Annotated in this window: 30 protein-coding genes and 1 pseudogene; 16 read left to right on the forward strand and 15 right to left on the reverse strand. The window is 68.3% G+C overall.

The annotated features are described in order from the left end of the window. Positions 1–243: pseudogene (locus EXE63_RS18435) on the reverse strand (serine hydrolase); the annotation flags it as partial. Further along, complete coding sequence (mhuD, locus tag EXE63_RS18440; protein WP_105362825.1) at positions 224–535, reverse strand: mycobilin-forming heme oxygenase MhuD; 312 nt, start codon at positions 533–535, stop codon at positions 224–226. The gene mhuD and the pseudogene EXE63_RS18435, both read right to left, overlap by 20 nt. A 42-nt stretch (positions 536–577) precedes the next feature. On the opposite strand from mhuD, the gene EXE63_RS18445 reads away from it, so the two are divergent. Continuing rightward, positions 578–1360: an alpha/beta fold hydrolase gene (locus EXE63_RS18445; RefSeq protein ID WP_168143100.1), complete on the forward strand. Its 783-nt coding sequence runs from the start codon at positions 578–580 to the stop codon at positions 1358–1360. Here the strand turns inward: EXE63_RS18445 and EXE63_RS18450 are convergent. Further along, positions 1334–1612 carry a hypothetical protein gene (locus tag EXE63_RS18450; RefSeq protein WP_168143101.1) on the reverse strand — a complete coding sequence of 93 codons (279 nt, stop codon included), beginning with the start codon at positions 1610–1612 and terminating at the stop codon, positions 1334–1336. The two genes, EXE63_RS18445 and EXE63_RS18450, sit on opposite strands and share 27 nt — an antisense overlap. Positions 1613–1683: 71 nt before the next feature. Here EXE63_RS18450 and EXE63_RS18455 point away from each other — a divergent pair, with 71 nt between their 5' ends. Further along, positions 1684–2655, forward strand: a complete 972-nt coding sequence (locus EXE63_RS18455; RefSeq protein WP_168143102.1) for a GlxA family transcriptional regulator — start codon at positions 1684–1686, stop codon at positions 2653–2655. On the opposite strand, the gene EXE63_RS18460 is transcribed toward EXE63_RS18455, so the two are convergent. Then, positions 2652–3548 (reverse strand): iron-sulfur binding domain-containing protein, encoded by an 897-nt coding sequence (locus tag EXE63_RS18460; RefSeq protein WP_168143103.1) that lies wholly within the window; start codon positions 3546–3548, stop codon positions 2652–2654. The two genes, EXE63_RS18455 and EXE63_RS18460, sit on opposite strands and share 4 nt — an antisense overlap. Between EXE63_RS18460 and EXE63_RS18465 the strand changes: the two genes are divergently transcribed. Both EXE63_RS18465 and EXE63_RS18470 read left to right on the forward strand, forming a co-directional pair. Further along, positions 3547–4167: a carbonic anhydrase gene (locus tag EXE63_RS18465; RefSeq protein ID WP_168143104.1), complete on the forward strand. Its 621-nt coding sequence runs from the start codon at positions 3547–3549 to the stop codon at positions 4165–4167. The genes EXE63_RS18460 and EXE63_RS18465 overlap by 2 nt on opposite strands. Before the next feature lie 69 nt (positions 4168–4236). Further along, positions 4237–5022, forward strand: a complete 786-nt coding sequence (locus tag EXE63_RS18470) for a hypothetical protein (protein WP_168143105.1) — start codon at positions 4237–4239, stop codon at positions 5020–5022. Between the two features lie 6 nt (positions 5023–5028). Here EXE63_RS18470 and disA read toward each other — a convergent pair whose 3' ends face one another. Genes disA through EXE63_RS18485 form a run of 3 tightly spaced genes read right to left on the reverse strand, consistent with a single transcriptional unit; the run spans position 5029 to position 8177 of the window. After that, entirely contained in the window at positions 5029–6141 is a 1113-nt protein-coding gene (gene disA / locus EXE63_RS18475) for a DNA integrity scanning diadenylate cyclase DisA (RefSeq protein WP_168143106.1), read from the reverse strand. Between the two features lie 8 nt (positions 6142–6149). After that, positions 6150–7547, reverse strand: coding sequence for a DNA repair protein RadA (radA, locus tag EXE63_RS18480; protein ID WP_168143107.1), 1398 nt, complete (start codon positions 7545–7547; stop codon positions 6150–6152). Positions 7548–7595: 48 nt separating this feature from the next. Continuing rightward, positions 7596–8177, reverse strand: a complete 582-nt coding sequence (locus tag EXE63_RS18485) for a copper chaperone PCu(A)C domain-containing protein (RefSeq protein ID WP_168143108.1) — start codon at positions 8175–8177, stop codon at positions 7596–7598. Positions 8178–8425: 248 nt separating this feature from the next. On the opposite strand from EXE63_RS18485, the gene carD reads away from it, so the two are divergent. The 7 genes from carD (at position 8426) to EXE63_RS18520 (ending at position 13858) form a co-directional block, all read left to right on the forward strand. Then, the gene (carD, locus tag EXE63_RS18490) at positions 8426–8914 is read left to right on the forward strand and encodes an RNA polymerase-binding transcription factor CarD (protein ID WP_057170837.1); all 489 of its coding nucleotides are present in this window, start codon (positions 8426–8428) and stop codon (positions 8912–8914) included. Positions 8915–8932: 18 nt separating this feature from the next. Beyond that, the gene (gene ispF, locus EXE63_RS18495; RefSeq protein WP_168143109.1) at positions 8933–9412 is read left to right on the forward strand and encodes a 2-C-methyl-D-erythritol 2,4-cyclodiphosphate synthase; all 480 of its coding nucleotides are present in this window, start codon (positions 8933–8935) and stop codon (positions 9410–9412) included. Positions 9413–9490: 78 nt separating this feature from the next. Next, positions 9491–10894 (forward strand): cysteine--tRNA ligase, encoded by a 1404-nt coding sequence (gene cysS, locus EXE63_RS18500; RefSeq protein ID WP_234904604.1) that lies wholly within the window; start codon positions 9491–9493, stop codon positions 10892–10894. Further along, a complete protein-coding gene (rlmB, locus tag EXE63_RS18505; protein WP_105365811.1) occupies positions 10894–11838 on the forward strand; it encodes a 23S rRNA (guanosine(2251)-2'-O)-methyltransferase RlmB in 945 nt (314 codons plus the stop codon). Before cysS ends, rlmB begins: the two co-directional genes overlap by 1 nt. Before the next feature lie 88 nt (positions 11839–11926). After that, the gene (locus tag EXE63_RS18510; protein ID WP_168143111.1) at positions 11927–12769 is read left to right on the forward strand and encodes an SH3-like domain-containing protein; all 843 of its coding nucleotides are present in this window, start codon (positions 11927–11929) and stop codon (positions 12767–12769) included. 22 nt (positions 12770–12791) lie between these two features. Then, on the forward strand, positions 12792–13520 hold the full coding sequence (gene scnC / locus EXE63_RS18515; protein WP_168143112.1) for a thiocyanate hydrolase subunit gamma: 729 nt from the start codon (positions 12792–12794) through the stop codon (positions 13518–13520). 56 nt (positions 13521–13576) lie between these two features. Continuing rightward, positions 13577–13858 (forward strand): thiocyanate hydrolase, encoded by a 282-nt coding sequence (locus EXE63_RS18520; protein ID WP_233213219.1) that lies wholly within the window; start codon positions 13577–13579, stop codon positions 13856–13858. Between the two features lie 2 nt (positions 13859–13860). Here EXE63_RS18520 and EXE63_RS18525 read toward each other — a convergent pair whose 3' ends face one another. Genes EXE63_RS18525 through mrf form a run of 4 tightly spaced genes read right to left on the reverse strand, consistent with a single transcriptional unit; the run spans position 13861 to position 17466 of the window. Further along, positions 13861–15093 (reverse strand): SLC13 family permease, encoded by a 1233-nt coding sequence (locus tag EXE63_RS18525; RefSeq protein WP_168143113.1) that lies wholly within the window; start codon positions 15091–15093, stop codon positions 13861–13863. After that, positions 15084–15998, reverse strand: a complete 915-nt coding sequence (locus tag EXE63_RS18530) for an MBL fold metallo-hydrolase (RefSeq protein WP_168143114.1) — start codon at positions 15996–15998, stop codon at positions 15084–15086. The genes EXE63_RS18525 and EXE63_RS18530 overlap by 10 nt, the downstream gene beginning before the upstream one ends. A gap of 38 nt (positions 15999–16036) precedes the next feature. Beyond that, positions 16037–16279 (reverse strand): type B 50S ribosomal protein L31, encoded by a 243-nt coding sequence (locus EXE63_RS18535; protein ID WP_168143115.1) that lies wholly within the window; start codon positions 16277–16279, stop codon positions 16037–16039. Continuing rightward, the gene (gene mrf, locus EXE63_RS18540) at positions 16276–17466 is read right to left on the reverse strand and encodes a ribosome hibernation factor-recruiting GTPase MRF (protein ID WP_168143116.1); all 1191 of its coding nucleotides are present in this window, start codon (positions 17464–17466) and stop codon (positions 16276–16278) included. The genes EXE63_RS18535 and mrf overlap by 4 nt, the downstream gene beginning before the upstream one ends. 117 nt (positions 17467–17583) lie before the next feature. Between mrf and rpmB the strand changes: the two genes are divergently transcribed. The 4 genes from rpmB to rpsR are packed head-to-tail and all read left to right on the forward strand — an operon-like array spanning position 17584 to position 18546. After that, positions 17584–17820: a 50S ribosomal protein L28 gene (gene rpmB / locus EXE63_RS18545; RefSeq protein WP_168143117.1), complete on the forward strand. Its 237-nt coding sequence runs from the start codon at positions 17584–17586 to the stop codon at positions 17818–17820. Further along, entirely contained in the window at positions 17820–17987 is a 168-nt protein-coding gene (gene rpmG, locus EXE63_RS18550) for a 50S ribosomal protein L33 (protein ID WP_105365803.1), read from the forward strand. The genes rpmB and rpmG overlap by 1 nt, the downstream gene beginning before the upstream one ends. Beyond that, a complete protein-coding gene (gene rpsN, locus EXE63_RS18555; protein ID WP_168143118.1) occupies positions 17987–18292 on the forward strand; it encodes a 30S ribosomal protein S14 in 306 nt (101 codons plus the stop codon). Before rpmG ends, rpsN begins: the two co-directional genes overlap by 1 nt. Continuing rightward, positions 18292–18546, forward strand: coding sequence for a 30S ribosomal protein S18 (rpsR, locus tag EXE63_RS18560; protein WP_168143119.1), 255 nt, complete (start codon positions 18292–18294; stop codon positions 18544–18546). The genes rpsN and rpsR overlap by 1 nt, the downstream gene beginning before the upstream one ends. Here the strand turns inward: rpsR and bluB are convergent. Then, the gene (gene bluB / locus EXE63_RS18565) at positions 18543–19211 is read right to left on the reverse strand and encodes a 5,6-dimethylbenzimidazole synthase (RefSeq protein ID WP_209999736.1); all 669 of its coding nucleotides are present in this window, start codon (positions 19209–19211) and stop codon (positions 18543–18545) included. The genes rpsR and bluB overlap by 4 nt on opposite strands. Positions 19212–19221: 10 nt before the next feature. Beyond that, complete coding sequence (locus tag EXE63_RS18570) at positions 19222–20424, reverse strand: MFS transporter (RefSeq protein WP_168143120.1); 1203 nt, start codon at positions 20422–20424, stop codon at positions 19222–19224. A gap of 99 nt (positions 20425–20523) precedes the next feature. Here EXE63_RS18570 and EXE63_RS18575 point away from each other — a divergent pair, with 99 nt between their 5' ends. Beyond that, positions 20524–20859: an ArsR/SmtB family transcription factor gene (locus EXE63_RS18575; protein ID WP_168143121.1), complete on the forward strand. Its 336-nt coding sequence runs from the start codon at positions 20524–20526 to the stop codon at positions 20857–20859. A 40-nt stretch (positions 20860–20899) separates the two neighbouring features. Here the strand turns inward: EXE63_RS18575 and EXE63_RS18580 are convergent, their stop codons facing one another. Then, complete coding sequence (locus tag EXE63_RS18580; RefSeq protein WP_168143122.1) at positions 20900–21664, reverse strand: LamB/YcsF family protein; 765 nt, start codon at positions 21662–21664, stop codon at positions 20900–20902. A gap of 5 nt (positions 21665–21669) precedes the next feature. Then, entirely contained in the window at positions 21670–22311 is a 642-nt protein-coding gene (gene aztA, locus EXE63_RS18585; RefSeq protein WP_234904181.1) for a zinc ABC transporter ATP-binding protein AztA, read from the reverse strand. Positions 22312–22320 lie beyond the last annotated feature (9 nt).

Genomic DNA, 22320 nt, shown 5'->3' on the forward strand with positions numbered 1-22320 from the left:
CATGCCGGGCACGGCCAGTGTCCCGACGGTCACTGTGCCGATCGGCCAGTCGGAATTGACCATGTCCAGCAGCTGTTTGGCGCGCAGCCCCTGCGGGGTGTTGGTGTCGATGTGCATGCCGTACGCCGCGTCGGCGACCGGCGGCCCGGTCTGCCCGCAGCTGGAGGTCAGCAGAACGACCGCGGTGGCCAGCGCGCCGACACCGAGCGCGCGCCGCTGCGTGCTACTTGCCAGTCCCCGCAACGTCCAACACAACCTCGAACTCCAGCAGCGATGCGCCGGTGGAAACCGGCTTGGCCTGCTGCCCGGCGTGGGCTTCCGCGGCCGGGCCCTTGGCCCACGCCTCGAATGCCTCGTCGGACTCCCACTGGGTGACCACGAAGTAGCGGTTCTCGCCCTTGACCGGACGCAGCAGCTGGAAGCCGAGGAAGCCGGGCTGGTTGTCCACCGCGTGTGCGCGATGGGCGAACCGCTTCTCCAGCTCTGGGCCTGCGTCGGCCGGTACCTCGATGGCATTGATCTTCACGACGGGCATGCGGTTCAGGCTACCCGGGCCCGGTCGCGGCAGGATGGCGGCATGCGCAGCGTTTCGCTCACGTCCCGCGGCGGCCCCGAGGATGCCGGTGGTGAACCTCTCGTCCTGGTGCACGGCCTGATGGGCCGCGGCAGCACGTGGTCGCGGCAGCTGCCCTGGCTGACCCGATTCGGCCCGGTCTACACCTATGACGCGCCCTGGCACCGCGGCCGCGATGTCAGCGATCCGTACCCGATCAGCACCGAGCGTTTCGTCGAGGATCTCGGGGCGGCGGTGGACTCGCTGGGGCGCCCGGTCACGCTGATCGGACATTCGATGGGCGGGCTGCATTCCTGGTGCCTGGCGGCCGAGCGACCGGATCTGGTGAGCGCGGTGGTGGTCGAGGACATGGCGCCGGATTTCAGGGGCCGGACCACCGGCCCGTGGGAGCCGTGGCTGCACGCGCTGCCCGTCGAGTTCGACTCCGCCGAACAGGTCTATCAGGAGTTCGGGCCGGTCGCCGGGCAGTACTTCCTGGAGGCGTTCGACCGGATCGAGTCCGGTTGGCGACTACACGGTCACACTGCCCGCTGGATCGAGATCGCCGCGCAATGGGGCACCCGCGATTACTGGGCGCAGTGGGAAGCGGTGCGGGCGCCGGTGCTGCTGCTGGAGGCCGGCGGCACCGTCGCGCCACCCGGGCAGATGCGCAAGATGCACGAGACGGGTCACCGGTCGACATATCTGAACGTTCCAGGTGCGGGACACCTGATCCACGATGATGCGCCGGAGGTCTACCGCCGGGCGGTGGAGTCGTTCCTAGCGGCGTTCGCCCGAGGCGCTTGAGGTGGGCCAGGAGGGCTGGGCCTCGAAGCGGGTGCGGATGGCGTCGAGGTCGTGCATCGCCCGCAAGCCGTCGCGGTCATCGGGATGGCCGCTGCCGGCAAGCCTGCCGACGAACGGCGCGGCGGGACGGAACTGATCGAGGGACAGCCGCAGGATCCCGGTACGGCGGGCGGTACGGCTGAGCGCCCAGGTGAGCGCGAACGGTGCCAGCAGTACGGCGCCCAGTGCGAGGTAGGTCAGTGGAGTAGTCATGGCAGTAAGTCTCCGTTGATAAATATCCGGCCAACAGTGGCAGGAATGACACCTTGAGATAAAATGCTGCCATGGCGATATCGAGCGTATCGGTGCTGGTGCTGGACGGTCTAGCGATTTTCGAGTTCGGCGTGATCTGCGAGGTCTTCGGCATCGACCGCTCCTCCGACGGTGTGCCCAATTTCGATTTCAGGGTGTGTGGGCCCGAGGCCGGCCGGCCGATCCGCACCGCCGTCGGCGCCACCCTGACGCCGGACCACGGGCTCGACGACCTGATCGGTGCCGACCTGGTGGCCATTCCGGCGATCAGCGGGACCGACTACTCGCCCGCGGCGCTGGCCGCGGTACGCAGGGCCGTCGAGTCCGGTTCGACCGTTCTGACCGTCTGCTCCGGCGCCTTCCTGGCCGGCGCGGCGGGTCTGTTGGACGGCAGGCCCTGCACCACCCACTGGATGCACGCCGACGATCTGGCCACCGCATATCCGACCGCGCGAGTGGACCGCAATGTGCTGTTCGTCGACGACGGGAACCTCATCACCAGTGCGGGAACCGCCGCGGGTATCGACGCCTGCCTGCACCTGGTGCGCCGTGAACTCGGCGCCGAGATCACCAACAAGATCGCCCGGCGGATGGTGGTGCCACCCCAGCGAGACGGCGGCCAGCGTCAGTACATCGACCAGCCGATACCGGTCCGTTACTCGGAAGGCTTTGCCCCGCAGCTAGATTGGATTCTGGCCAACCTCGACAAACCGCATACCGTGGCCAACCTCGCGGCCCGCGCCAACATGTCGGCGCGCACCTTCGCCCGGCGGTTCGTCGACGAGACCGGGCGGACCCCGATGCAGTGGGTGACCGATCAGCGGGTGCTCTACGCGCGCCGCTTGCTCGAGGAGACCGACCTGGACATCGACCGGGTGGCCGACCGCTGCGGGTTCGGCACCGCGACGTTGCTGCGCCACCACTTCCGGCGCATCATCGGCGTGACGCCGTCCGATTACCGGCGGCGTTTCTCCTGCGACAATGCCTGCGAGGCGACCGCTTAACCGCCTTCGCCCGCAAGGGCGAACAGGCCCGCTGCCGTCTGCTCGACCAGGCCGTCGACCAGCAGCGAATCCAGCGCCCGGTCGCGTTGCGCGGTATCGGAAAGCCACACCACATCCAATTGCGCCCGGGTGACCGGGTCGGTGCTGGCGCGCAACACATCGAGCAGGCGTCCACGGCACTGCCGGTCGGTGCCGGCGTAGCGCTGTACCCTTCGGGCCGGCGTTGACGCGGCCGGATATCCCGCGCTGCGCCAGCGGCAGGCGCGCAGCGGGCACACCCCGCATTTGGGGGCGCGTGCGGTGCAGACGATCGCCCCGAGTTCCATCAGCGCCGCCGAGAAGCGCGGCGCCGCATCACCTTCGGGCAGCAGTGCGGCCACCTCGTCGAGATCGCGGGTGCTGGCCGGCGCCTCCGCGACGCCGTGCACGACCCGCGACACCACCCGGCGGACGTTGGTGTCCACCACCGCGACCCGCTGTCGATAGGCGAAACACGCGATGGCCCTCGCCGTGTAGGCCCCGACGCCGGGCAGGGTCAGCAGGGTCTCCACATCGGTGGGCACCTCGTCGCCGTGCTGGCTCGCGATGGTCACCGCGCACTCGTGCAGGCGCTTGGCGCGGCGGGGATAACCCAATTTGCCCCACGCCCGCAGTACATCGGCCGGACCGGCCGCCGCGGTCGCCGACGGCGTCGGCCACCGGGCAACCCAGGCCAGCCAGATCGGCTCCACCCGGCTCACCGGCGTCTGCTGCAGCATGAACTCGCTGACCAGGATCTGCCACGCGGTGACCTCGGGCCGCCGCCACGGGAGATCGCGTTCAGCCTCGTCGAACCAGGCGAGCAGCTCCTCTGGGTCGATACCGACACCAGGCTCGGGCACAATACCGATCATGCCCAACTCGAATCCCATCGCCGCGTGGAAGTCACTCAAAGAGGGTAACGAGCGTTTTGTTGCCGGAAAGCCGCTGCATCCCAGCCAGGGGATCGAGGACCGCGCCCGGCTGACCGAGGCGCAGAAGCCGACCGCTGTCCTGTTCGGCTGCGGTGACAGCCGCGTCGCCGCGGAGCTCATCTTCGACCAGGGTCTCGGCGAGATGTTCGTGGTCCGCACGGCCGGCCACGTCATCGACTCGGCGGTGCTCGGTTCCATCGAGTACGCGGTCGGTGTGCTCAACGTGCCGCTGATCGCGGTGCTGGGGCACGACAGCTGCGGCGCGGTGAAGGCCACCCTGAACGCGCTCGACGAGGGCGACATTCCCGGTGGCTACATCCGTGACATCGTCGAGCGGGTCCTGCCGTCGATCCTGATGGGCCGCCGCGACGGCCTGACCCGGGTCGACGAGTTCGAGGCCCGCCACGTCATCGAGACCGGCGCGCAGCTGCTGGCCCGCTCGACGGTCATCGCCGAGCGGGTCGAGGCGGGCAGCCTGGCGATCGTGGGGCTGACCTACCATCTGGCCGACGGCCGGGTGGCGCTGCGCCAGCATTTGGGCGATATCGGCGAAGCCTGACCGATACCACACCCGACACGCCGACACGCCTCGAACGACTACAGGTGGCCTCGGCTTACCGTTGAGGTCGTGCTAGACACCGAGCCCCCGCGCCAGCTGCCACCGGAGATCTACCGGCGCCGCAGGGCGCTGGCGATAGGTGTCGCAGTGGTGGTGATCGTCATCGTCGCCGCCATCGTGGCGGTCGTGGTCGCCAACAGCACCGGATCCGACGGTGCCACCGCTGATCCGTCGGCCAACACCGAGGTCGCGCCGGCCCCCACGCCGTTGCCGGGTGAGGAGCCCGGGGTGAAGACCCCGGTCGTTCCGCCCGCCGCCCAGGCCCCGCCGCCGGTGCCGACACCGACCACCGCGGTCGTTCCGCCCCCGGTGTTGCAGGAGGGCGATGACTGCCCGGACTCCACTTTGGCGGTCAAGGGCATCACCAGCGCCCCCGACTATGTGATGGGCGATCAGCCGAAGTTCACCATGGTCGTCACCAATATCGGGCTGGTGGCCTGCCAGCGTGATGTCGGGGCCGCCGTGCTGGCCGCCTACGTGTACTCGCTGGACAACAAGCGGCTGTGGTCGAACCTGGACTGCGCGCCGTCCAACGAGACGCTGGTCAAGACCTTCAACCCGGGCGAGCAGGTGACCACCGAGGTCACCTGGACCGGTATGGACTCCGCCCCGAACTGCCCGCTGCCCCGCCAGCCGATCGGTCCGGGCACCTACAACCTGCTGGTTCAGCTCGGCAACCTGCGGTCGGCTTCGGTGCCGTTCGTCCTGTCCGAAGCGGCCCCGGCGCCACCGGCCGACGCGCCGCCGCCCGCGGAAGCCCAGCCGCACGAGGGTGGCGGGCAGGCGCCGGGCTGACGCAGCTCAGGCCAGCTGGTCGGCGATCGTCGACTCGGCCAGCTGGGACAGACCCTCCCTGATGTGGCGGGCCCACATCGAGCCGATACCGTCCACCGACTGCAGGTCGGTGGCACTGGCCGCGAGCACGCCCTGCAACGACCCGAAGGACCGCACCAGCAGATCGACATGGGCGAACTGCAGTCGCGGGATGCCCGCCATCGCCCGATAGCCGCGTGAACTCATCGCCGAGTCCTGCGCCTCGATGGTCGACGGATAGCCGAAAACCCTTGCCAGCGCGGTGAAGTCGAGCAGCTCATTGTCCGACAGTGCGTCCAGTTCCTCCAGCGTGGCGCTCACCTGGGCCGCACTCGGCGGATCCGGATTGGCGTGATAGTCGCGCATGATGAGCTCGCGGGCGGTGTCGTTGCCGCCGACGAGTTCCTCCAGTTGCAGCTTGAGCTGACGGCCGTCGGTGCCCAGTTCGACGACGTCTGCGTCGATTTCCAGGCTGATCCGGCGGACCATCTCCAGGCGCTGGGCGACCGTCATCACGTCGCGCAGCGTCACGAAGTCCTCGATCTCCGCGGTGGACAGCTGCCGGTTCACCTCGTCGAGACGGGACTTGTAGCGCTCCAGCGTCGCGATGGTCTGGTTGGCCCGGGACAGGATGGTCGGGGTGTCGGGCACCACGTGTCGCTCCCCGGCGGCGTACACCGTGACGATGCTCATCGAGTGGCTGACCGAGATGACCGGGTAGCCGGTCTGTACGGCGGCGCGCTCCGCGGAGCGGTGCCGGGTGCCGGATTCGTCGGTGGGGATCGACGGGTCGGGCACCAACTGCACATTGGCCTTGAGGATGCGGGAGCCGTCGCTGGAGAGCACCACCGCGCCGTCCATCTTGGACAGCTCGCGGAGTTTGGTGGGTGCGTACCGGACATCGAGGTTGAAGCCGCCGTCGCAGATCGCCTCGACGCTGTCGTCGTAGCCGAGCACGATCAGCGCACCGGTGCGACCCCGCAGGATCCGTTCCAGGCCGTCCCGCAGGTCGGTGCCCGGCGCCAGCCTGCCGAGCGTCTCGCGCAACGTGGGGCGGGCCAGATGCACCACGTTCCGGCTGCCCCTGGACTTCACCGCCATCGCGCCTCCTAGGATCGGCCGCCATTGTTGTCGATCGACCGGAGTGCCCGCAATGCCGTGCCGATGTTGTCCGCGGTGGTCAGGCGTAGACCTGCGGGCACATCCTTGACCCCGGGCGGCACGATCGCGTCCGTGAAGCCCAGCCGGGCCGCCTCGGCGAGTCTGCGGTCCATCCCGCTGACCCGGCGCAGATCCCCGGCCAGCCCGACCTCGCCGATGGCGATGGCCGTTGCCGGTAGCGGCACATCGGTCTGGGCCGATGCGATGGCCATGGCCACCGCCAGGTCCGCGGAGGGGTCGGTCAGGCGCATACCGCCCACGGTGGACAGGTAGATGTCGTGCTGCCCGAGTTTCAGGCCGGTGCGCTTCTCCAGCACGGCGGTGATCATCGCGGCACGGGCGGAGTCGATACCGCTGACGGCGCGCCGCGGGGTGCCCTGCGCCACGTTGCCGATCAATGCCTGCACCTCGCCGAGCAGCGGCCGTTTGCCGTCCATCGTCACCGTGACGGCGGTGCCCGGTACCGGGGCCGGGCGCTGATCCCGGAACAGCCCCGACGGGTCTTCCACACATTCGATCCCGTTGTCGTGCAACAGGAAACAGCCGACCTCATCTGATGCGCCGAAACGGTTCTTCACCCCGCGCACCATGCGCAGGGCCGAGGCGCGGTCGCCTTCGAAGTGCAGCACGACGTCGACGAGGTGCTCCAGTGAGCGTGGGCCGGCGATGGCACCGTCCTTGGTGACATGGCCGACCAGCAGCAGGGCGACACCGTCGGCCGCGCGGGACATCTTGGCGTAGGACGTCAGCGCCGTGGTGACCGCCCGCACCTGGGTGACCCCGCCGGTCACCCCGTCGGATTCGGAGCTGGACATCGTCTGCACCGAGTCGACCACCACCAGGGTGGGCTTGACCGCCTCGATATGGCCGAGCGCGGTCTGCAGATCGGATTCGGCGGCCAGATACATCTCGTCGTGTGTGCACCCGGTGCGTTCGGCCCGCAACCGGATCTGCCCGGCCGATTCCTCACCGGACAGGTAGAGCGCGCGCCGGCCTCTGCTGGCCCAGCGATGCGCGACCTCGAGCAGCAGGGTCGACTTGCCCACCCCGGGATCACCGGCCAGCAGTGTGACCGAGCCTGGCACCAGTCCGCCGCCGAGCACCCGGTCGAGTTCGCTCACCCCGGTGGGGAAGTGTCTGGTGACACCCGGGTCGATCGTCGTGATCGGAACCGCGGGGGAGGACGGCGCGACCGCGCGCCGGGTGGAACTGCCGTTCAGCGCGGTGAGCGCGGCGACTTCGTTGACGGTGCCCCAGGTACCGCAGTCCGGGCAGCGCCCGACCCATTTGGGCAGGACGTGACTGCATTCCGAACACCGGTATTGCGAACGTACTTTCGAAGCCACGCTGTGAACGGTATCGGTTCCCCCCGACAAACCGGTCAGATCGTCAGGTCAGTGCCCACCCGTGTCGTGTCCGCCGCCGACGACGGGCTCACCATCGCGGCGTGCCACCTCGCCGGCCGAGATCGGCACGGCGACGGTCGTGCTGCCGGCACGCTCGAAGGTGAAGGTGAAGTCGTACATGAGCCCGTTGGAGATCGGTTCGGTCAGCGTCACTTGCGCGTCGACGTCGTCCTCGCGCTCGATGGTGCCCAGGGCGTCATGACCGTCGGGGTCGCCGACGAGCAGCAGACCGCTGGCCGGGATCTCGCCATCGCCGGTGAGCGTCACCGTGCCGACATCGGATGTGACGGAGACCAGCTTGTCATCGACGTCGGCGGAGTTGTTGGCGGCCGCGAAGATCAGCTCGGCATCGGTACCGGGCTGCACGTAGTCGGTGGTCTGCGGCGCTCGCAGGAACACGTTGCGCAACGCGATGTCACCGACAGTGCCGACGGTGCCGTTGACGGCGGGTTCCTGATTGGCGCTCTGGGACACCTGACCGGCGCTGCAGCCGGTGAGGGCGAGGCCGGCGATCAGGGCGCCGGCGGCCAGGCGGGCCGCGCGCACATTGGAGCGGTTCACTGCGACCACTGGAGCCTCCTGCTCAACCGGACGGATTCGACTATGCACTGTAGTAGGTGCTGATTGCGCGCGGTAGCCGAGGGCTTCTCAGGGCCGTGGCGGGCCCCGAACTGGGCGCCAAGACAGCCGTCCACGTGCATGTATCGGCCACGGTGTCAACCCCTAGTCTTCGTCGCCGATGCCCCTGACCTGCATTGTTGTTCCGCGCGTGTCCGGGCTCCGTGCTAACATTGAGCGGTGAAAGGGGCTCGAAACTGATGATTTTCAAGGTCGGAGACACCGTTGTCTATCCACACCACGGTGCGGCGTTAATCGAGGCGATCGAAACCCGAACCATCAAGGGTGAGCAGAGAGAGTATCTCGTCCTGAAGGTTTCGCAGGGAGATCTCACTGTTCGTGTTCCCGCTGACAACGCCGAGTACGTGGGTGTCCGCGACGTCGTCGGCCAGGAAGGCCTCGACAAGGTCTTCCAGGTGCTGCGCGCGCCGCACACCGAGGAGCCGACCAACTGGTCGCGCCGGTACAAGGCGAATCTGGAGAAGCTTGCTTCCGGTGACGTGAACAAGGTCGCCGAGGTGGTTCGTGACCTGTGGCGTCGGGACCAGGAGCGCGGCCTGTCCGCAGGCGAGAAGCGCATGCTGGCCAAGGCTCGCCAGATCCTCGTCGGTGAGCTCGCGCTCGCCGAGAACACCGTCGACGCCAAGGCCGAGATCATTCTCGAAGAGGCGCTCGCGGCAGCGTCCTAGCCGTCACGAAGCGACGATGTGACGGATCTGCGCGTCGGTCTCGGGACCGACGTTCATCCCATCGAGGCCGGGCGGCCGTGTTGGTTGCTCTGCCTGTTGTTCGACCAGGCCGATGGCTGCGCCGGTCATTCTGACGGTGACGTCGCCGCTCATGCATTGTGCGATGCGCTGCTGAGCGCGGCCGGGCTCGGCGATCTCGGTGCCGTGTTCGGTACCGATCAACCCCAGTGGCACGGTGTGGGCGGCGCGGACATGCTCCGCCACGTCCACGGTCTGCTGGCGGCCGAAGGGTTCCGGGTGGGCAATGCCGCCGTACAGGTGATCGGTAACCGGCCCAAGATCGGGCCGCGCCGCACCGAGGCCCAGAACCTGCTCTCGGAACTGCTCGGCGCGCCGGTTTCGGTGTCGGCCACCACCACCGACGGACTCGGCCTGACCGGTCGCGGTGAGGGTCTGGCGGCGATCGCGACCGCACTTGTCGTCGGTCCGCACCGGTAACGCCACGAGGCTGGTGCGACCGACGGCAGAAGGCCGGTAAGCTGGCACGTCGTGACTGGACTGCGGCTTTACGACACGATGGCGGGCGCCGTTCGTGACTTCGTGCCGTTGCGCCCCGGCCACGCCTCGATCTATCTGTGCGGTGCCACCGTTCAGGGGCAACCCCATATCGGGCATGTGCGCAGCGGTGTGGCCTTCGATGTGTTGCGGCGGTGGTTGACCGCCAAGGGCTTCGACGTCGCGTTCGTCCGCAACGTCACCGATATCGACGACAAGATCCTGAACAAGGCCGCCGACGCGGGCCGCCCGTGGTGGGAATGGGCGGCGACCTTCGAGCGCGCCTTCACCGCCGCCTACGAGGCGCTGGGCGTGCTGCCGCCCTCGGTCGAGCCACGAGCCACCGGGCACATCACCCAGATGGTCGAACTGATCGAGCGGATGATCGAGCGCGGCCATGCCTACGAGGGCGGTGGGGACGTCTACTTCGATGTGCTCAGCCTGCCCGACTACGGCAAGCTCTCCGGGCACCGCATCGACGATGTGCACCAGGGCGAGGGTGCGGCCACGGGCAAGCGTGATCCGCGCGATTTCACGTTGTGGAAGGGCGCGAAGCCGGGCGAACCGTCGTGGCCGACGCCGTGGGGACAGGGCCGCCCCGGTTGGCACACCGAATGTGTGGCCATGTGTGAGGCGTACCTGGGTGCGGAGTTCGACATCCACGCCGGCGGCATGGACCTGGTGTTCCCGCACCACGAGAACGAGATCGCCCAGGCCGAGGCCGCCGGCGACGGCTTCGCCCGGTACTGGCTGCACAACGGCTGGGTCACCATGGGCGGCGAGAAGATGAGCAAATCGCTGGGCAATGTGCTAGCGATTCCCGCTGTGCTGCAGCGGGTTCGGGCTGCGGAGCTGCGTTACTACCTGGGCAGCGCACACTACCGTTCGATGCTGGAGTTCTCCGAGAACGCGCTGACCGACGCGGCCAAGGCCTATACCGGCATCGAGGAGTTCCTGCACCGGGTGCGCAACCGCGTCGGCGCGGTGGAACCGGGCACCTGGACCGACAAGTTCGAAGCGGCCCTCGACGACGATCTGGCGGTGCCGATCGCGCTGGCCGAGGTGCACACCGCCCGCGCGGAGGGTAACCGGGCGCTCGACGCCGGTGACCACGACGGCGCGATGGCCGCGGCCCGGTCGATCCGGGCCATGATGGGCATCCTCGGCTGCGACCCGCTCGATGAGCGCTGGGAGTCCCGGGACGAGACCTCGGCCGCGCTGGCCGCCGTGGATGTGTTGGTGCACTGGGCACTTGCCGGGCGCACCGAGGCGCGCGAGAAGCGCGACTGGGCCGCCGCAGACGCGATCAGGGACCGGCTCAAAGAGGCCGGCATCGAGGTCACCGACACCGCAGACGGGCCCCAGTGGTCGCTGACCGAAGCGGAGCACGGTCTGAGCGAGCGAACCGACGGGAAGAAAAACTGATGGCCGGAAACTCACAGCGCCGCGGCGCCATCCGCAAAGAGGGCACCAAGAAGGGCCCGGTGGTGGGCTCCGGTGGAGTGCGGCGGCGCGGGCTGGAAGGCAAGAAGGCCACGCCTGCGGCCAAGGACCGGCCGCACCATCCCGCCGCCAAGAAGGCCGCCAAGGCAGCGCGCGCGGCGCAGGGCCGACACCGCAAGACCGACGAGACCGAGGTCGTGCTCGGGCGCAACCCCGTGGTGGAGTGTCTGCGCGCCGGCGTGCCCGCCACCGCCCTGTGGGTGATGCTCGGAGTGGACGCCGACGAGCGGATCACCGAATCCGTGCAGCGCGCAGCCGATTCCGGCATCTCGATCCTGGAGGTTCAGAAGCACGATCTGGACCGGATCGCCAGCAACGGGCTGCACCAGGGCCTCGCCCTGCAGGTGCCGCCCTACTCGTATACCCACCCCGATGATCTGCTCAAGGCCGCCCAACGCGACAGCATCCCGGCCCTGCTGGTGGCGCTGGACAACATCTCCGACCCCCGCAACCTCGGTGCCATCGTGCGCTCGGTCGCGGCGTTCGGCGGGCACGGTGTGGTCATCCCGCAGCGTCGCTCGGCATCGGTCACCGCGGTGGCCTGGCGGACGAGTGCCGGTGCGGCGGCACGCCTTCCGGTCTCGCGGGCGACGAACTTGAACCGGACCCTGAACAGTTGGTCGGACGCCGGCCTGCAGGTGGTCGGTCTGGACGCCAAGGGTGACACCGAACTGGACCAGCTGGATGCCTCCGGGCCGATGGTGGTCGTGGTGGGCTCCGAGGGCAAGGGGCTGTCCCGGCTGGTGCGGGAGAACTGCGACGCGATCGTCTCGATCCCGATGGCCGGGCCCACCGAATCACTGAACGCCTCGGTGGCCGCCGGTGTGGTGCTCGCCGAGATCGCCCGCCAGCGCCGCCGCGGCTAGCAAACTCCTTCGCCGGTTTTGGGGGCGCCGCCTCCACGTGCGGGTTATGGTCGATGGGCCCATCCCAGTGGAGCCCGAGGAAGTCCCCATGAGTACTCCCGCGCAGCGCGCCGCCCAGCTGGAACTCGTCGCCAGGCTCAAGTCGTCCTATCCCGAACTACCGGACGCCCCCACACCTGATCTGCTCGACCACGAGTACATCGCCGCCTATCTCAAGCCGGTCCACGACGTGGGTGGTGAACCGGACGCCCCGATGAAGTACGAGAACAAGCAGTACGAGGCGTGGGAGGAACTCACCTACGTGATCTGCGAGGTGCTGGCCTGGCGCGGTATCTGGCTGTCCGAGGAGCGGCGCCGGATCGGCAATGTCGATGTCGGGCGCGCCGAATATCTGGGACTTCCGTACTACGGGCGCTGGCTGTTGTCGGTGGCGCGGATCCTGGTGGAGAAGCACCATATCGGACTCACCGAACTCACCGAGCGGATGGCCGAGGTCAAGGCCCGCTACGCAGGTGGTCTCAACGGCCGCGCCGTCGAGGCTCAGCCCAGGTTCGAAGGTGACGGGTCCGGGGTCAAGCGCAACAGCCACCATCTGCACGCGGTCGGTAAGGGTGACCCGCAGGTCTACGCCGGACTGGCCGGGCCCCCCGCGTTCGGAGTCGGTGACCGGGTGGTGGTCCGTGACGAGCTACCGGTGCTGTTCTACACCCGCACACCGGAGTACGTCCGCGGTGCCCCCGGTGAGATCGCGGCGGTGGCCTATGAGAGCCCGGCCGCCGAGGACGAGACCTGGGATCGCCCCGACGCACCGCCGGAATGGTTCTATGTGGTGCGTTTCAACATGTCCCAGCTGTGGCACGGCTACACCGGTACCGCCACCGACACCCTCCAGACCGAGATCCCCGAACATTGGCTCAGGCCCGCCAGTTGATTTCTGGCAGAAGGGTTTTTGCATGACCGAGCACGGTGCACATCACGACCATGACCACGACCATGAGCGCACGGTGGCGCCGATGGTCGACGAGATCACCGATTTCGAAGTGCTGGAAGTAGCACTGCGCGAACTGTGCATAGAGAAGGGCATCTTCACCGCGGCCGAACACCGCCAATTCACCGAGTTCGCCGAGCAGATCGGGCCGGCACCGGCCGCGCATCTCGTGGCGCGCGCCTGGCTGGATCCCGAGTTCAAGGCACTCGCACTTGCCGAGCCGATGTCGGCCAGTAAGGAAGTCGGTGTCGATTGGATGGAACCCACCGGCTTCGGCACGCCCAGCGACTTCACCGCCTTCCAGATCCTGGAGGACACCCCGAACCTGCACAACGTCATCGTCTGTGCGCTGTGCTCGTGCTATCCGCGACCCATCCTCGGCAACTCGCCGGAGTGGTATCGCACGCCGAATTACCGTCGGCGACTGGTCCGTTGGCCCAGGCAAGTTCTTGCCGAGTTCGGCCTGTACCTGTCCGACGACATCGAGGTGCGGGTGCAGGACTCGAACCAGAAGCACCGCTTCATGGTCATGCCGATGCGTCCAGAGGGCACCGAGGACTGGACCGAGGACCAACTGGCCGAGATCGTGACCCGTGATTCCCTGATCGGAGTGGCACTACCGAAGCCGGGCGTCACCACCAACGTCATCACCGACACCCGTCCGGCCGTTCACCCGATCCCGGACCGGCCGTGAACACGCCGATCGCCCCGCTGCAACAGATCGTCGAACGCGATCAGGTGTGGCCGCGGATGGCCGCCAAGTACGGCGTCGACAATCCCGTACCGCCGTGGAAGACCAGCCTCGACGGCCTGTGCGATGCCCTCGACGCCGCGTCGTGCAGCGCCGATGTGCCGAGCTTCAAGGAACGCCGCGATGAGGAGGACGCGCTCGCGGCGACCCTGTACGCGGCCCTGCCCTATCCCGAGAACCAGTTGATGGCCTTGGCCCATTCGCTGCTCGTGCGGGGTGTGATCACCGAGTCCGAGCTCGAAGCGCGGCTCGCCACCGTCCGCGCCCGCTTGCAGTCCTGAACTCAACCTGCCCGGGTGACGGCCCACAGGCACACCACCGCGGCGATCAGCGTCAACGGGGTGGTGCACAGCCCGACCCTGCTGAACTCGGTGAACCGTGCCCGCAACCCGTCACGGTGAACGATCCCGCGCCACAACAGGTTTGCCAGTGAGCCGGGGTAAGTCAGGTTGGGCCCGATATTGACCCCGATCAGCACGGCCAGCACCGCTGCCGGTCCCACGGGCGTCACCAGCGGCAGCATCACCAGCACCGCGGGCAGATTGTTGACGACGTTCGACAGCAGTGCCGCCACCGCGGCGATCCCCAGCAGTGCCGGCAGGCCCTGACCATCGGGGATGAGGCGGGCCATCGCGGGCTCGAGACCGTTGTTCATGACGGCGGCAACCACGACGCCGAGGCACAGCACGAATGCCAGGAACGGAAGGTCCAGTGCGGCAAAGATCCCGGATACTGTGCTGCGCTTCTGGGCCAGGCTGCGTACGCCGAGTACGAGCGCCCCGGCCAGCGCGGCCCAGGCGGGTGACAGGCCCAGCAGTGAGGTGACCGCGAATCCGGCGAGGGTCGCGAACACGACCGCGAGCGCGAAGACCGGCACCCGCAGGGGCTCATCCGGTGTGGTGTGGTGTGGTTGGACGGACAGGTCTTTCGCGAAGATCCATCGCAGCAGCACGAACTCGACCAGGATCGCAGCCAGCCAGGGCAGCGCCATGGTGGCGGCGAAATGCAGGAATGTCAGACCGGCCGCGCTGAACGCCAGCAGGTTGGTCAGGTTCGACACCGGCAGCAGCAGCGACGCGGTGTTGGAAAGATGCGCCGTGGCATAGGCGTGCGGACGGGCCGGCACGGACAGGGCACGCGCGGTGGCGAGCACCACCGGTGTCAGCAACACCACGGTCGCGTCCAGGCTCAGCACGGCCGTGACGGCCGCCGAGATGGCGAATACCGAGACGAGCAAGCGATTTTGGCCGCTGGAGGTAACCCGCGCCATCAGCACGCCGGCCGCGTGGAACAGCCCGACGTCGTCGCACAGTCGCGCCAGGACCAGGATGGCCGCCAGAAATCCGACCACCAGCGCCAGTTCGGACACCTCGGCGACCGCCGCATCCCAGGGCACCGCGCCGGTTGCGATCACCGTGGCCGCCGCGGCCACCGCGACCACGGCCTGGAAACGGGGGCGCAGCAGCGCAAATCCGAGCACCGCGGCGAGCGCGGCTACGGAGAGGGTCAGCGCCACGGATCCGTCGGCTGCCACAGCGTCGGCAGATGCAGGCCGACACCGTCCTGCGCGGCCAGCGCGGTCAGCGTCCGCATCGTCACGTCCAGATCGTCACCGGCGTACGGCAACGCCCGCAGTGGGCGGTCCAGGGGCCGGAAGAAATCATCCCAGTGGATGAGCACGACGCGGCGCGCGCCGACGGTGCGGACGGTCTCGGCCCAGTAGTCGCGCAGGTAGGTTTCGGGCTGCAGACCGAGCTGTCCGACGCCCAGATAGACCACCTCGGCGCGCTGACCGGCCAGCGCGCCCGGCACGAAGCCGGCGCTGCCGACGACCAGCATCCGGCGCCCGCTGGGCCGGTGCGCCACCATCGTCGACCAGGCCTCGCCGCACCGGTACACCGAGGCCCGCACGGGTGGGTCGACCGGCGCGTCGATCACACCGGGAAAGCGGTCCGGCGGGCAGTGGTCGCCGACGATCAGCGTGACCTGGAAGTTGCCGAGGCGCATCGATTCCCCGGGGGTGGCCACCACGACGCGGTCGGCGGGCAACCGGTGTCCGATGTGCGCCGCCGAGTGACCGCCGACCAGTGTCGCGCCGGTGCGTTGCGCGACCACCGCCGAGTCCATGGCATGGTCGAAGTGGGTGTGCACCGGGAGTACCGCGTCGAGGCTCCGTACCCCGAGCCGGCCCAGGCAACCGTCGATGCGGGGCTCCGACGGCGCGATCCGGCCCAGCCCTACCTGCAGCAGTGACGGCCTGCTGAAGAAGCCGTCGGTCAAGATCGCCGATGTGCCATCGGAGATCAGCAGCGTGGTGACACCGGCCCAGGTCACCGTCGGTGCTGCGGTCGTGCCGGCCGGCGGCAGGTCGAAGTACCGGGCGTAATCGTCGATATCGGGCCGGCCGGCTTTCAGACGCATGCCCAAAGCCTATTGCCCGAAGCTGGAGGACCCCTGCGCTACCGGGTCCCGTACCGGCGGCGGAACTTCTCCACCTGCCCGGCCGTGTCGAGGTGGCGGTTGGTGCCGGTCCAGAACGGGTGTGAATCGGAGGTCACGTCGACGACCACCAGTGGGTAGGTGGCGCCCTGGTAGTCGATGGTGCGGTCGCTCTTGATGGTCGATCTGGTGACGAAGGTCTTGCCGGTGTTGGCATCCTGGAAGACCACCGGATGGTAATCGGGGTGGATATCGGGCTTCATTCTTCTCCGTTCAACATGATGTGGTCATCGGTCAGGTCGTGTGCACGCTCGGAGCAGGGATCTTCGTGCCACTCCCCGAACGGGTCGGGGAAGCCGGCCCAGCCCTGTGGGTTGTCCAGTTCGGCATCCGTGAGCAGTGCGCCGTGCAGTGCGGTCATGATGGTGCCCGGGTTGGCCCCGCAGACCAGGATGGTCAGCGCGATGTGCCGGTCGCCGAACCGGTCGTCCCAGTGCGAGGCGGCCATCGCCGTGCGCTCGGGGTCGGCATAGGCGCGATCGCTCTCCGACATGCCTGCCAGCCAGCGCCCGGCGTCGCCGACGCCCAGTCCGCCGCCCGCCGATTCGATCCACACCACGGTGTCGGGTTGGCTGGCCAGCCAGGCCCGTCCGCGTGCCCGCACCACCCCGTCGAGCAACGCATCGATGGCCTGATGTAGACGCTCTGGATGAAAAGGCCTGCGCGCGTTGAACTCCAAGAGTTCCACCTCGCCATCGGGCTGCAGCGGCGGCTGCCCGGCCAGCAGCGAATCGTGCGGGTCGTCGCTGCGGCCCCGGCGCGACTGGGCGTCGAGGTGCTTGAGCGCGGTGGTGAAGTGCTGCAATCCGACGGTGATCCGCGCCCGGGGTGCCAACCTCCGCAGCACGGCCAGCGTCGCCCGGTCGGCTTCGGTCAGCACCAGCACATCGGCGAAGGCCGCCTGCCCGACCACCACCTGTGCCACGGTGCGGGAGTCGTCGAGCTCGTCCTCGCCGAGCGCCTGGCTCAGCCAGACACCGGTGTCGATACATGTCACGACGGCCTGGATCTCGACGTCGCGCCCGGCCGGTCCGTCGATGTAGCCGGGGCCCAGTTGCACCGGGGTGTCGTTGATGGCCGTGCAGATCGCTTCCGGGTCAAGCCATTCCATCAGCTGCACGACGATGCGCTGCACGTCGTCGCGCCGGTGCAGTTGGCGCAGCAGGATCAGCAGATCATTGCGGATGGTGCAGGTGACACAGCAGTTGGTGATCTCCAGCGGCCACTGGGTGATCACCAACTTGGTGTCCCGCATGCCGCTGACCTGCCGGACCACCACGTGCCCGTCGACCGAATAGCCGACCACCGCGGTTCCCTCGTCGCGCAGCAGGACGTCGACGGCGTCGGTCCCCGCGCCCTGACCGGCTACCAGTATCACTGGCGTCCGCATCTCATCACACCCTATCGGTAACGATTTTCAATAAGTCAGTTCCGTACGCTACCGTGTGGCGGTCAGCTTGTCGAAAATCGTTTTCATTAACGACCGAGCATGTATGAGGAGCCGTCGATGTCTGCGCACTGCCAGGTCACCGGGCGCGCACCGGGTTTCGGTAACCGAGTGTCGCATTCCAACCGGCGTACCCGTCGCCGCTGGAATCCCAATATCCAGATCAAGACCTACTACCTGCCCTCGGAGGACCGGCGGATCCGGCTGCGGGTCAGTACCAAAGGGATGAAGGTCATCGACCGCGACGGGATCGAGGCCGTGGTCGGTCGGCTGCGCCGGGAAGGGCAGAAGGTCTGATGGCCAAGAGCAACGACATCCGGCCCATCGTCAAGCTGAAAAGCACCGCAGGCACCGGGTATACGTACGTCACGCGGAAGAACAGGCGCAACGATCCGGACCGGTTGGTGTTGAAGAAGTATGACCCGGTGCTGCGCAAGCACGTCGATTTCAAGGAAGAACGCTGATGGCCAAGAAGTCCAAGATCGTCGCGAACGAGCGACGCCGCGAGACGGTGGCGCGCTACGCCGAGCGTCGTGCCGAACTGAAAGAGCTGATCCGCCGGCCGGATACCGAAGCGGCGCAACGCGCTGCCGCCCAAGCCGAGCTGCAGCGGATGCCGCGCGATGCCAGTCCGGTCCGGGTGCGCAACCGCGATGCGGTCGACGGGAGGCCGCGCGGCCACCTGCGCAAGTTCGGGCTGTCGCGGGTACGCACGCGCGAGCTGGCGCACCGCGGTGAGCTGCCCGGCATCCGGAAAGCGAGCTGGTGATGGCACCCCGCGCACCGAAGAAGCGCAGACCCGCGCCCGAAGAGATCAAACGACCCCGACAGAACAAGCTCAAGGCCCTCGGTATCACCGAGGTCGACTACAAGGACATCTCGGTACTGCGGACGTTCATCTCCGATCGCGGCAAGATCCGGTCCCGTCGGGTCACCGGGCTCACCCCGCAACAGCAGCGGCAGGTCGCGATCGCGATCAAGAACGCCAGGGAAATGGCGTTGCTGCCCTACGGCGGGCCCTAGCCGTCGGCACCCGAAGTTGCTGTGGCCCAACCGTTCTCCGAGACGAATTCCGACAGCGGCCGGCCCATGGTCCACTCGTCGATCTCCAGGGCCGGCCGGTCCGGGAAATCCGGAACCGGTCCCAGACAGAGGATGGCTACCGGATCGGCACCCGCCGGCATGCCCAGCAGTTCGGCCAACCGGGCAGGCTCGAAGATCGACACCCAGCCCATGCCGAGGCCTTCCGCACGAGCGGCCAGCCACAGGTTCTGGATCGCGCACGACACCGATGCCAGATCCATCTGCGGCATCGTGCGGCGCCCGAAGACATGGCGCTGCCGATCGTCGCGCAGCGCGACCACCAATAGTTCGGCGCATTCCAGGATGCCCTCGACCTTGAGCTCCAGGAACTCCTCGGCGCGCGGGCCCAGCGCCTCGGCGGTCAGCTTGCGTTCCTGATCGACCAGGTCATGAATCGCGTGGCGCAGGTGCGCATCGGTGACCCGGATGAAGTGCCACGGCTGCATCAGGCCGACACTCGGTGCGGCGTGTGCGGCGTGCAGCAGCCGGGCCAGGATGCCCTCGTCGACCGCGGTGCCGGCAACGAAGCGGCGCATATCCCGACGTTCGGCGATGGTCCGGTAGACGGCCCGGCGCTCGGCGGCGCTGAACGCGTGATCGGTCACGCCCGTCAGCCTAGAGACCCCGGGCGGCCCTGGTGCTGCGCAGCCCCGCCGCGGCCGCGCCGAGGCACGCCGCGGCGACGGCACCGGCGAACCAGGGGAACACGGATGCCAGATCCCACCTGGTGGCGGCCCAGCCGGCGATGAGGGTCGGGACGGCCATCGCGGTGTAGGCCAGCAGATAGAACGCCGACATCGTCTCACCGCGCCGCGTCGGGGGCACCACGTCGGACAGGTGGCGCAACGAGCCGCCGAATCCCAGTCCGAACGTCACGCCGAGCAGCACCGCGGCCACGAACACCAGCTCCCAGCGGTGGGTCAGCAGGACCGGAATGGTCAACAGCAGCGACACGGCCATCCCGATATCGCCGATGATCGCCGAGTATCTGGCGGGCAGCCGGGTGGCGCCGAGCTGGGCCATGGCGGCGGCGAACGCGGTGGTGGCGACCACCGCGCCACCGAAGACCAGGTTGTCGATATGAGTCTGCTGGGCGGCCAGCGACGGGTACAGCGACAGCAGCACCCCGAGCACCGACCAGGAGGCCATGGCGCCCAGCGCCGAGAACCAGAAATCAGCGCGGATCTCCTCCGGCACAGCCGGTTTGGCCAGCCGGATGGGGCCGGGCGTGCGCACGGTGTGTGGCTCGTTGAGGGCCAGCACGCCGACGCCGATCAACAGGCAGATCACCGCGACGACGGCATACGGCGTGCGCAGCGGATGCGGCGCGTACTGGGCCAGCAGAGCGGACCCGATGATGGCGACCGTCATCCCGATGTTGAAGCTGACGCCACTGAGTTGGCCGGTGCGCACCCCGCGGTCCGGGCGCAGATCGAGCAGTGCCGCCGCGCCGGCGACGACGATGGAGCCGACCGCGGCGCCGTGGATGGTGCGGGCCAGCAGCAGCATCGCCATGCTGTCGGCGATCAGGAAGACCCCGAGGCCGATCAGCAGGGCCACCAGCGCCCCGATCAGAACCGGCTTGCGGCCGACGACATCGGAGATTTTTCCCGACACCAACACCGCCGCCAGGGCCGCCAGCGCGTACACCGCGAAGACGATGGTGGTGGCCAGTGGGGACAGGTGCCAGTTCGCCTCATAGATGCCGTACAGCGGGGCGGGCAACCCCGAGACACCCAGCGCGACGCCGCTCAGCACCAGCACCACCGGGTAGGCCCAGCGTTGGGTCGGGGTGGTCGCAGGGTCGAATGCCACCATCGCGGTCACCTCCGGTGTCTGGTTTGACGGACATCGAACCCGTCCGAGGCTACGCTGGGTTCGACAGAGATCAAACCGAATATGACCGAGGTTATTCCGATGGCAGACAACGCGCTGGTCACCGAGTATCCGGTGCACCCGGTCGGGTCCGTGCAGAAGGTGCTGGCGGCGATCCATGATCCTGTGCGGTTGGAGATGGTGCGCCGGTTGCACAACGCGCAGGCGCCGCTGCAGTGTGTGGCGCTCTACGACGGCATCAACAAATCCACGGCCACCCACCACTTCAAGATCCTGCGCGAGGCCGGCATCACCGAACGTCTGATGATCGACGGGCTGACGTATCAGAAGCTGCGTCGCGACGCGGTCGAGTCGGCTCTGCCCGGATTGTTGGCCAGCGTCGTCGGCGGCGCCAACCGGGACGCCGCGTCTCAGTAGCTGCACCGGCTCATCCGCTACGAGCTGACCGAGACGACCACTAGCGGAACGGAGCGGGCGTGATCCCGTGCTCGGCGAGCCGCGCCCGGGCTGCGGCCGCAATATGTACCGCACCGGGCGAATCCCCGTGCACGCACACCGATTCGGCGTTGACCGGGATGCTCGTGCCGTCGACGGCGGTGACCCGGCCCTCGGTCACCATCGTCAGCACCCGGTCGGCGATCTCGTCGGTGTCGTGCAGTACGGCGCCGGGATCGCGGCGGGACACCAGCTGTCCGTCGGGTCGATAGGCCCGGTCGGCGAATACCTCCGAGACCGTCCGCACGCCGAGTTCCTGCGCGGCGGCGAAGAATGCCGATCCGCTGAGTCCCAGCACCGGCAACTCCGGATCCACGGTGTAGACCGCCTCGGCGACCGCCCGGGCCTGCGCTTCGTGAGTGACGATCGTGTTGTACAGGGCGCCATGTGGTTTCACATAGGTCACCGCGGTACCGGCGGCCTGTGCCAATGCCGACAAGGCGCCGATCTGATACATCAGGTCGGCGGTGAGGTCCGGGGCATCCACGTCGATGAACCGCCGCCCGAAGCCGGCCAGATCGCGGTACCCCACCTGGGCGCCGATCCGCACACCGTGTGCGGCGGCGGCATGGCAGACCCGCAGCAGCCCGGCCGGGTCGCCGGCGTGGAATCCGCAGGCGACATTGGCCGATGTCACGATGTCGAGCATGGCGTCGTCGTCGCCGAGCGTCCAGACGCCGAAACCCTCTCCGAGATCAGCGTTCAGATCGACGGTGTGCGAGGTCACGACGTTCAGCCTAGTGCGCCGCCCTGCCCGGCAAGGTCCAGTCGGCCGTCGGCGGCCTGCATCACGGCGGCGTCGTGGGTGGCCGCGATGACGGTCGCGCCGTCGTCGGCAAGGCGTCGCAGGTGCGCGATCAGCAGCGCCGCCGAGGCGGCATCCAATCCGGTGGTGGGTTCATCGAGCAGGAGCAGCGGTGCCTCCTGGACGAAAGCCTGCGCCAGCAGCACCCGTTGCCGCTGCCCTCCGGACAGTTCGCCGAGGGTGCGGTGCCGCAGTTCGGCGATGCCCAGTGTCGCCAGCCAGTGCTCGACGATGGCCCGGTCTGCAGCCTTGGGCCGGCGCAACAATCCGAGATGCCGCCACCGGCCCATCATCACGGCCTCGGACACTGTCACCGGAAACGAGTCGGTTACCCGACTGCGCTGCACGGCGAATGCGACGTTGTCCGTGCCGGCGCGAATGCTGCCCGCGTCGGGTTGCTGGACGCCGGCCAGAAGCCCGAGCAATGTCGACTTGCCGCACCCGTTGGGCCCGGTGAGGGCGGTCACCACCCCCACCGGGATGGTCAGGTCGAGCCCACGGAAGACCGGTGCGCCGGCGTAGCTGAAGTCCAGGCCGGCGACGCGGATGGGAACGGTGACCGCGGTCACCTTATTGAT

The organism is Mycolicibacterium frederiksbergense, from assembly GCF_012223425.1.
Lineage (GTDB): Bacteria > Actinomycetota > Actinomycetes > Mycobacteriales > Mycobacteriaceae > Mycobacterium > Mycobacterium frederiksbergense.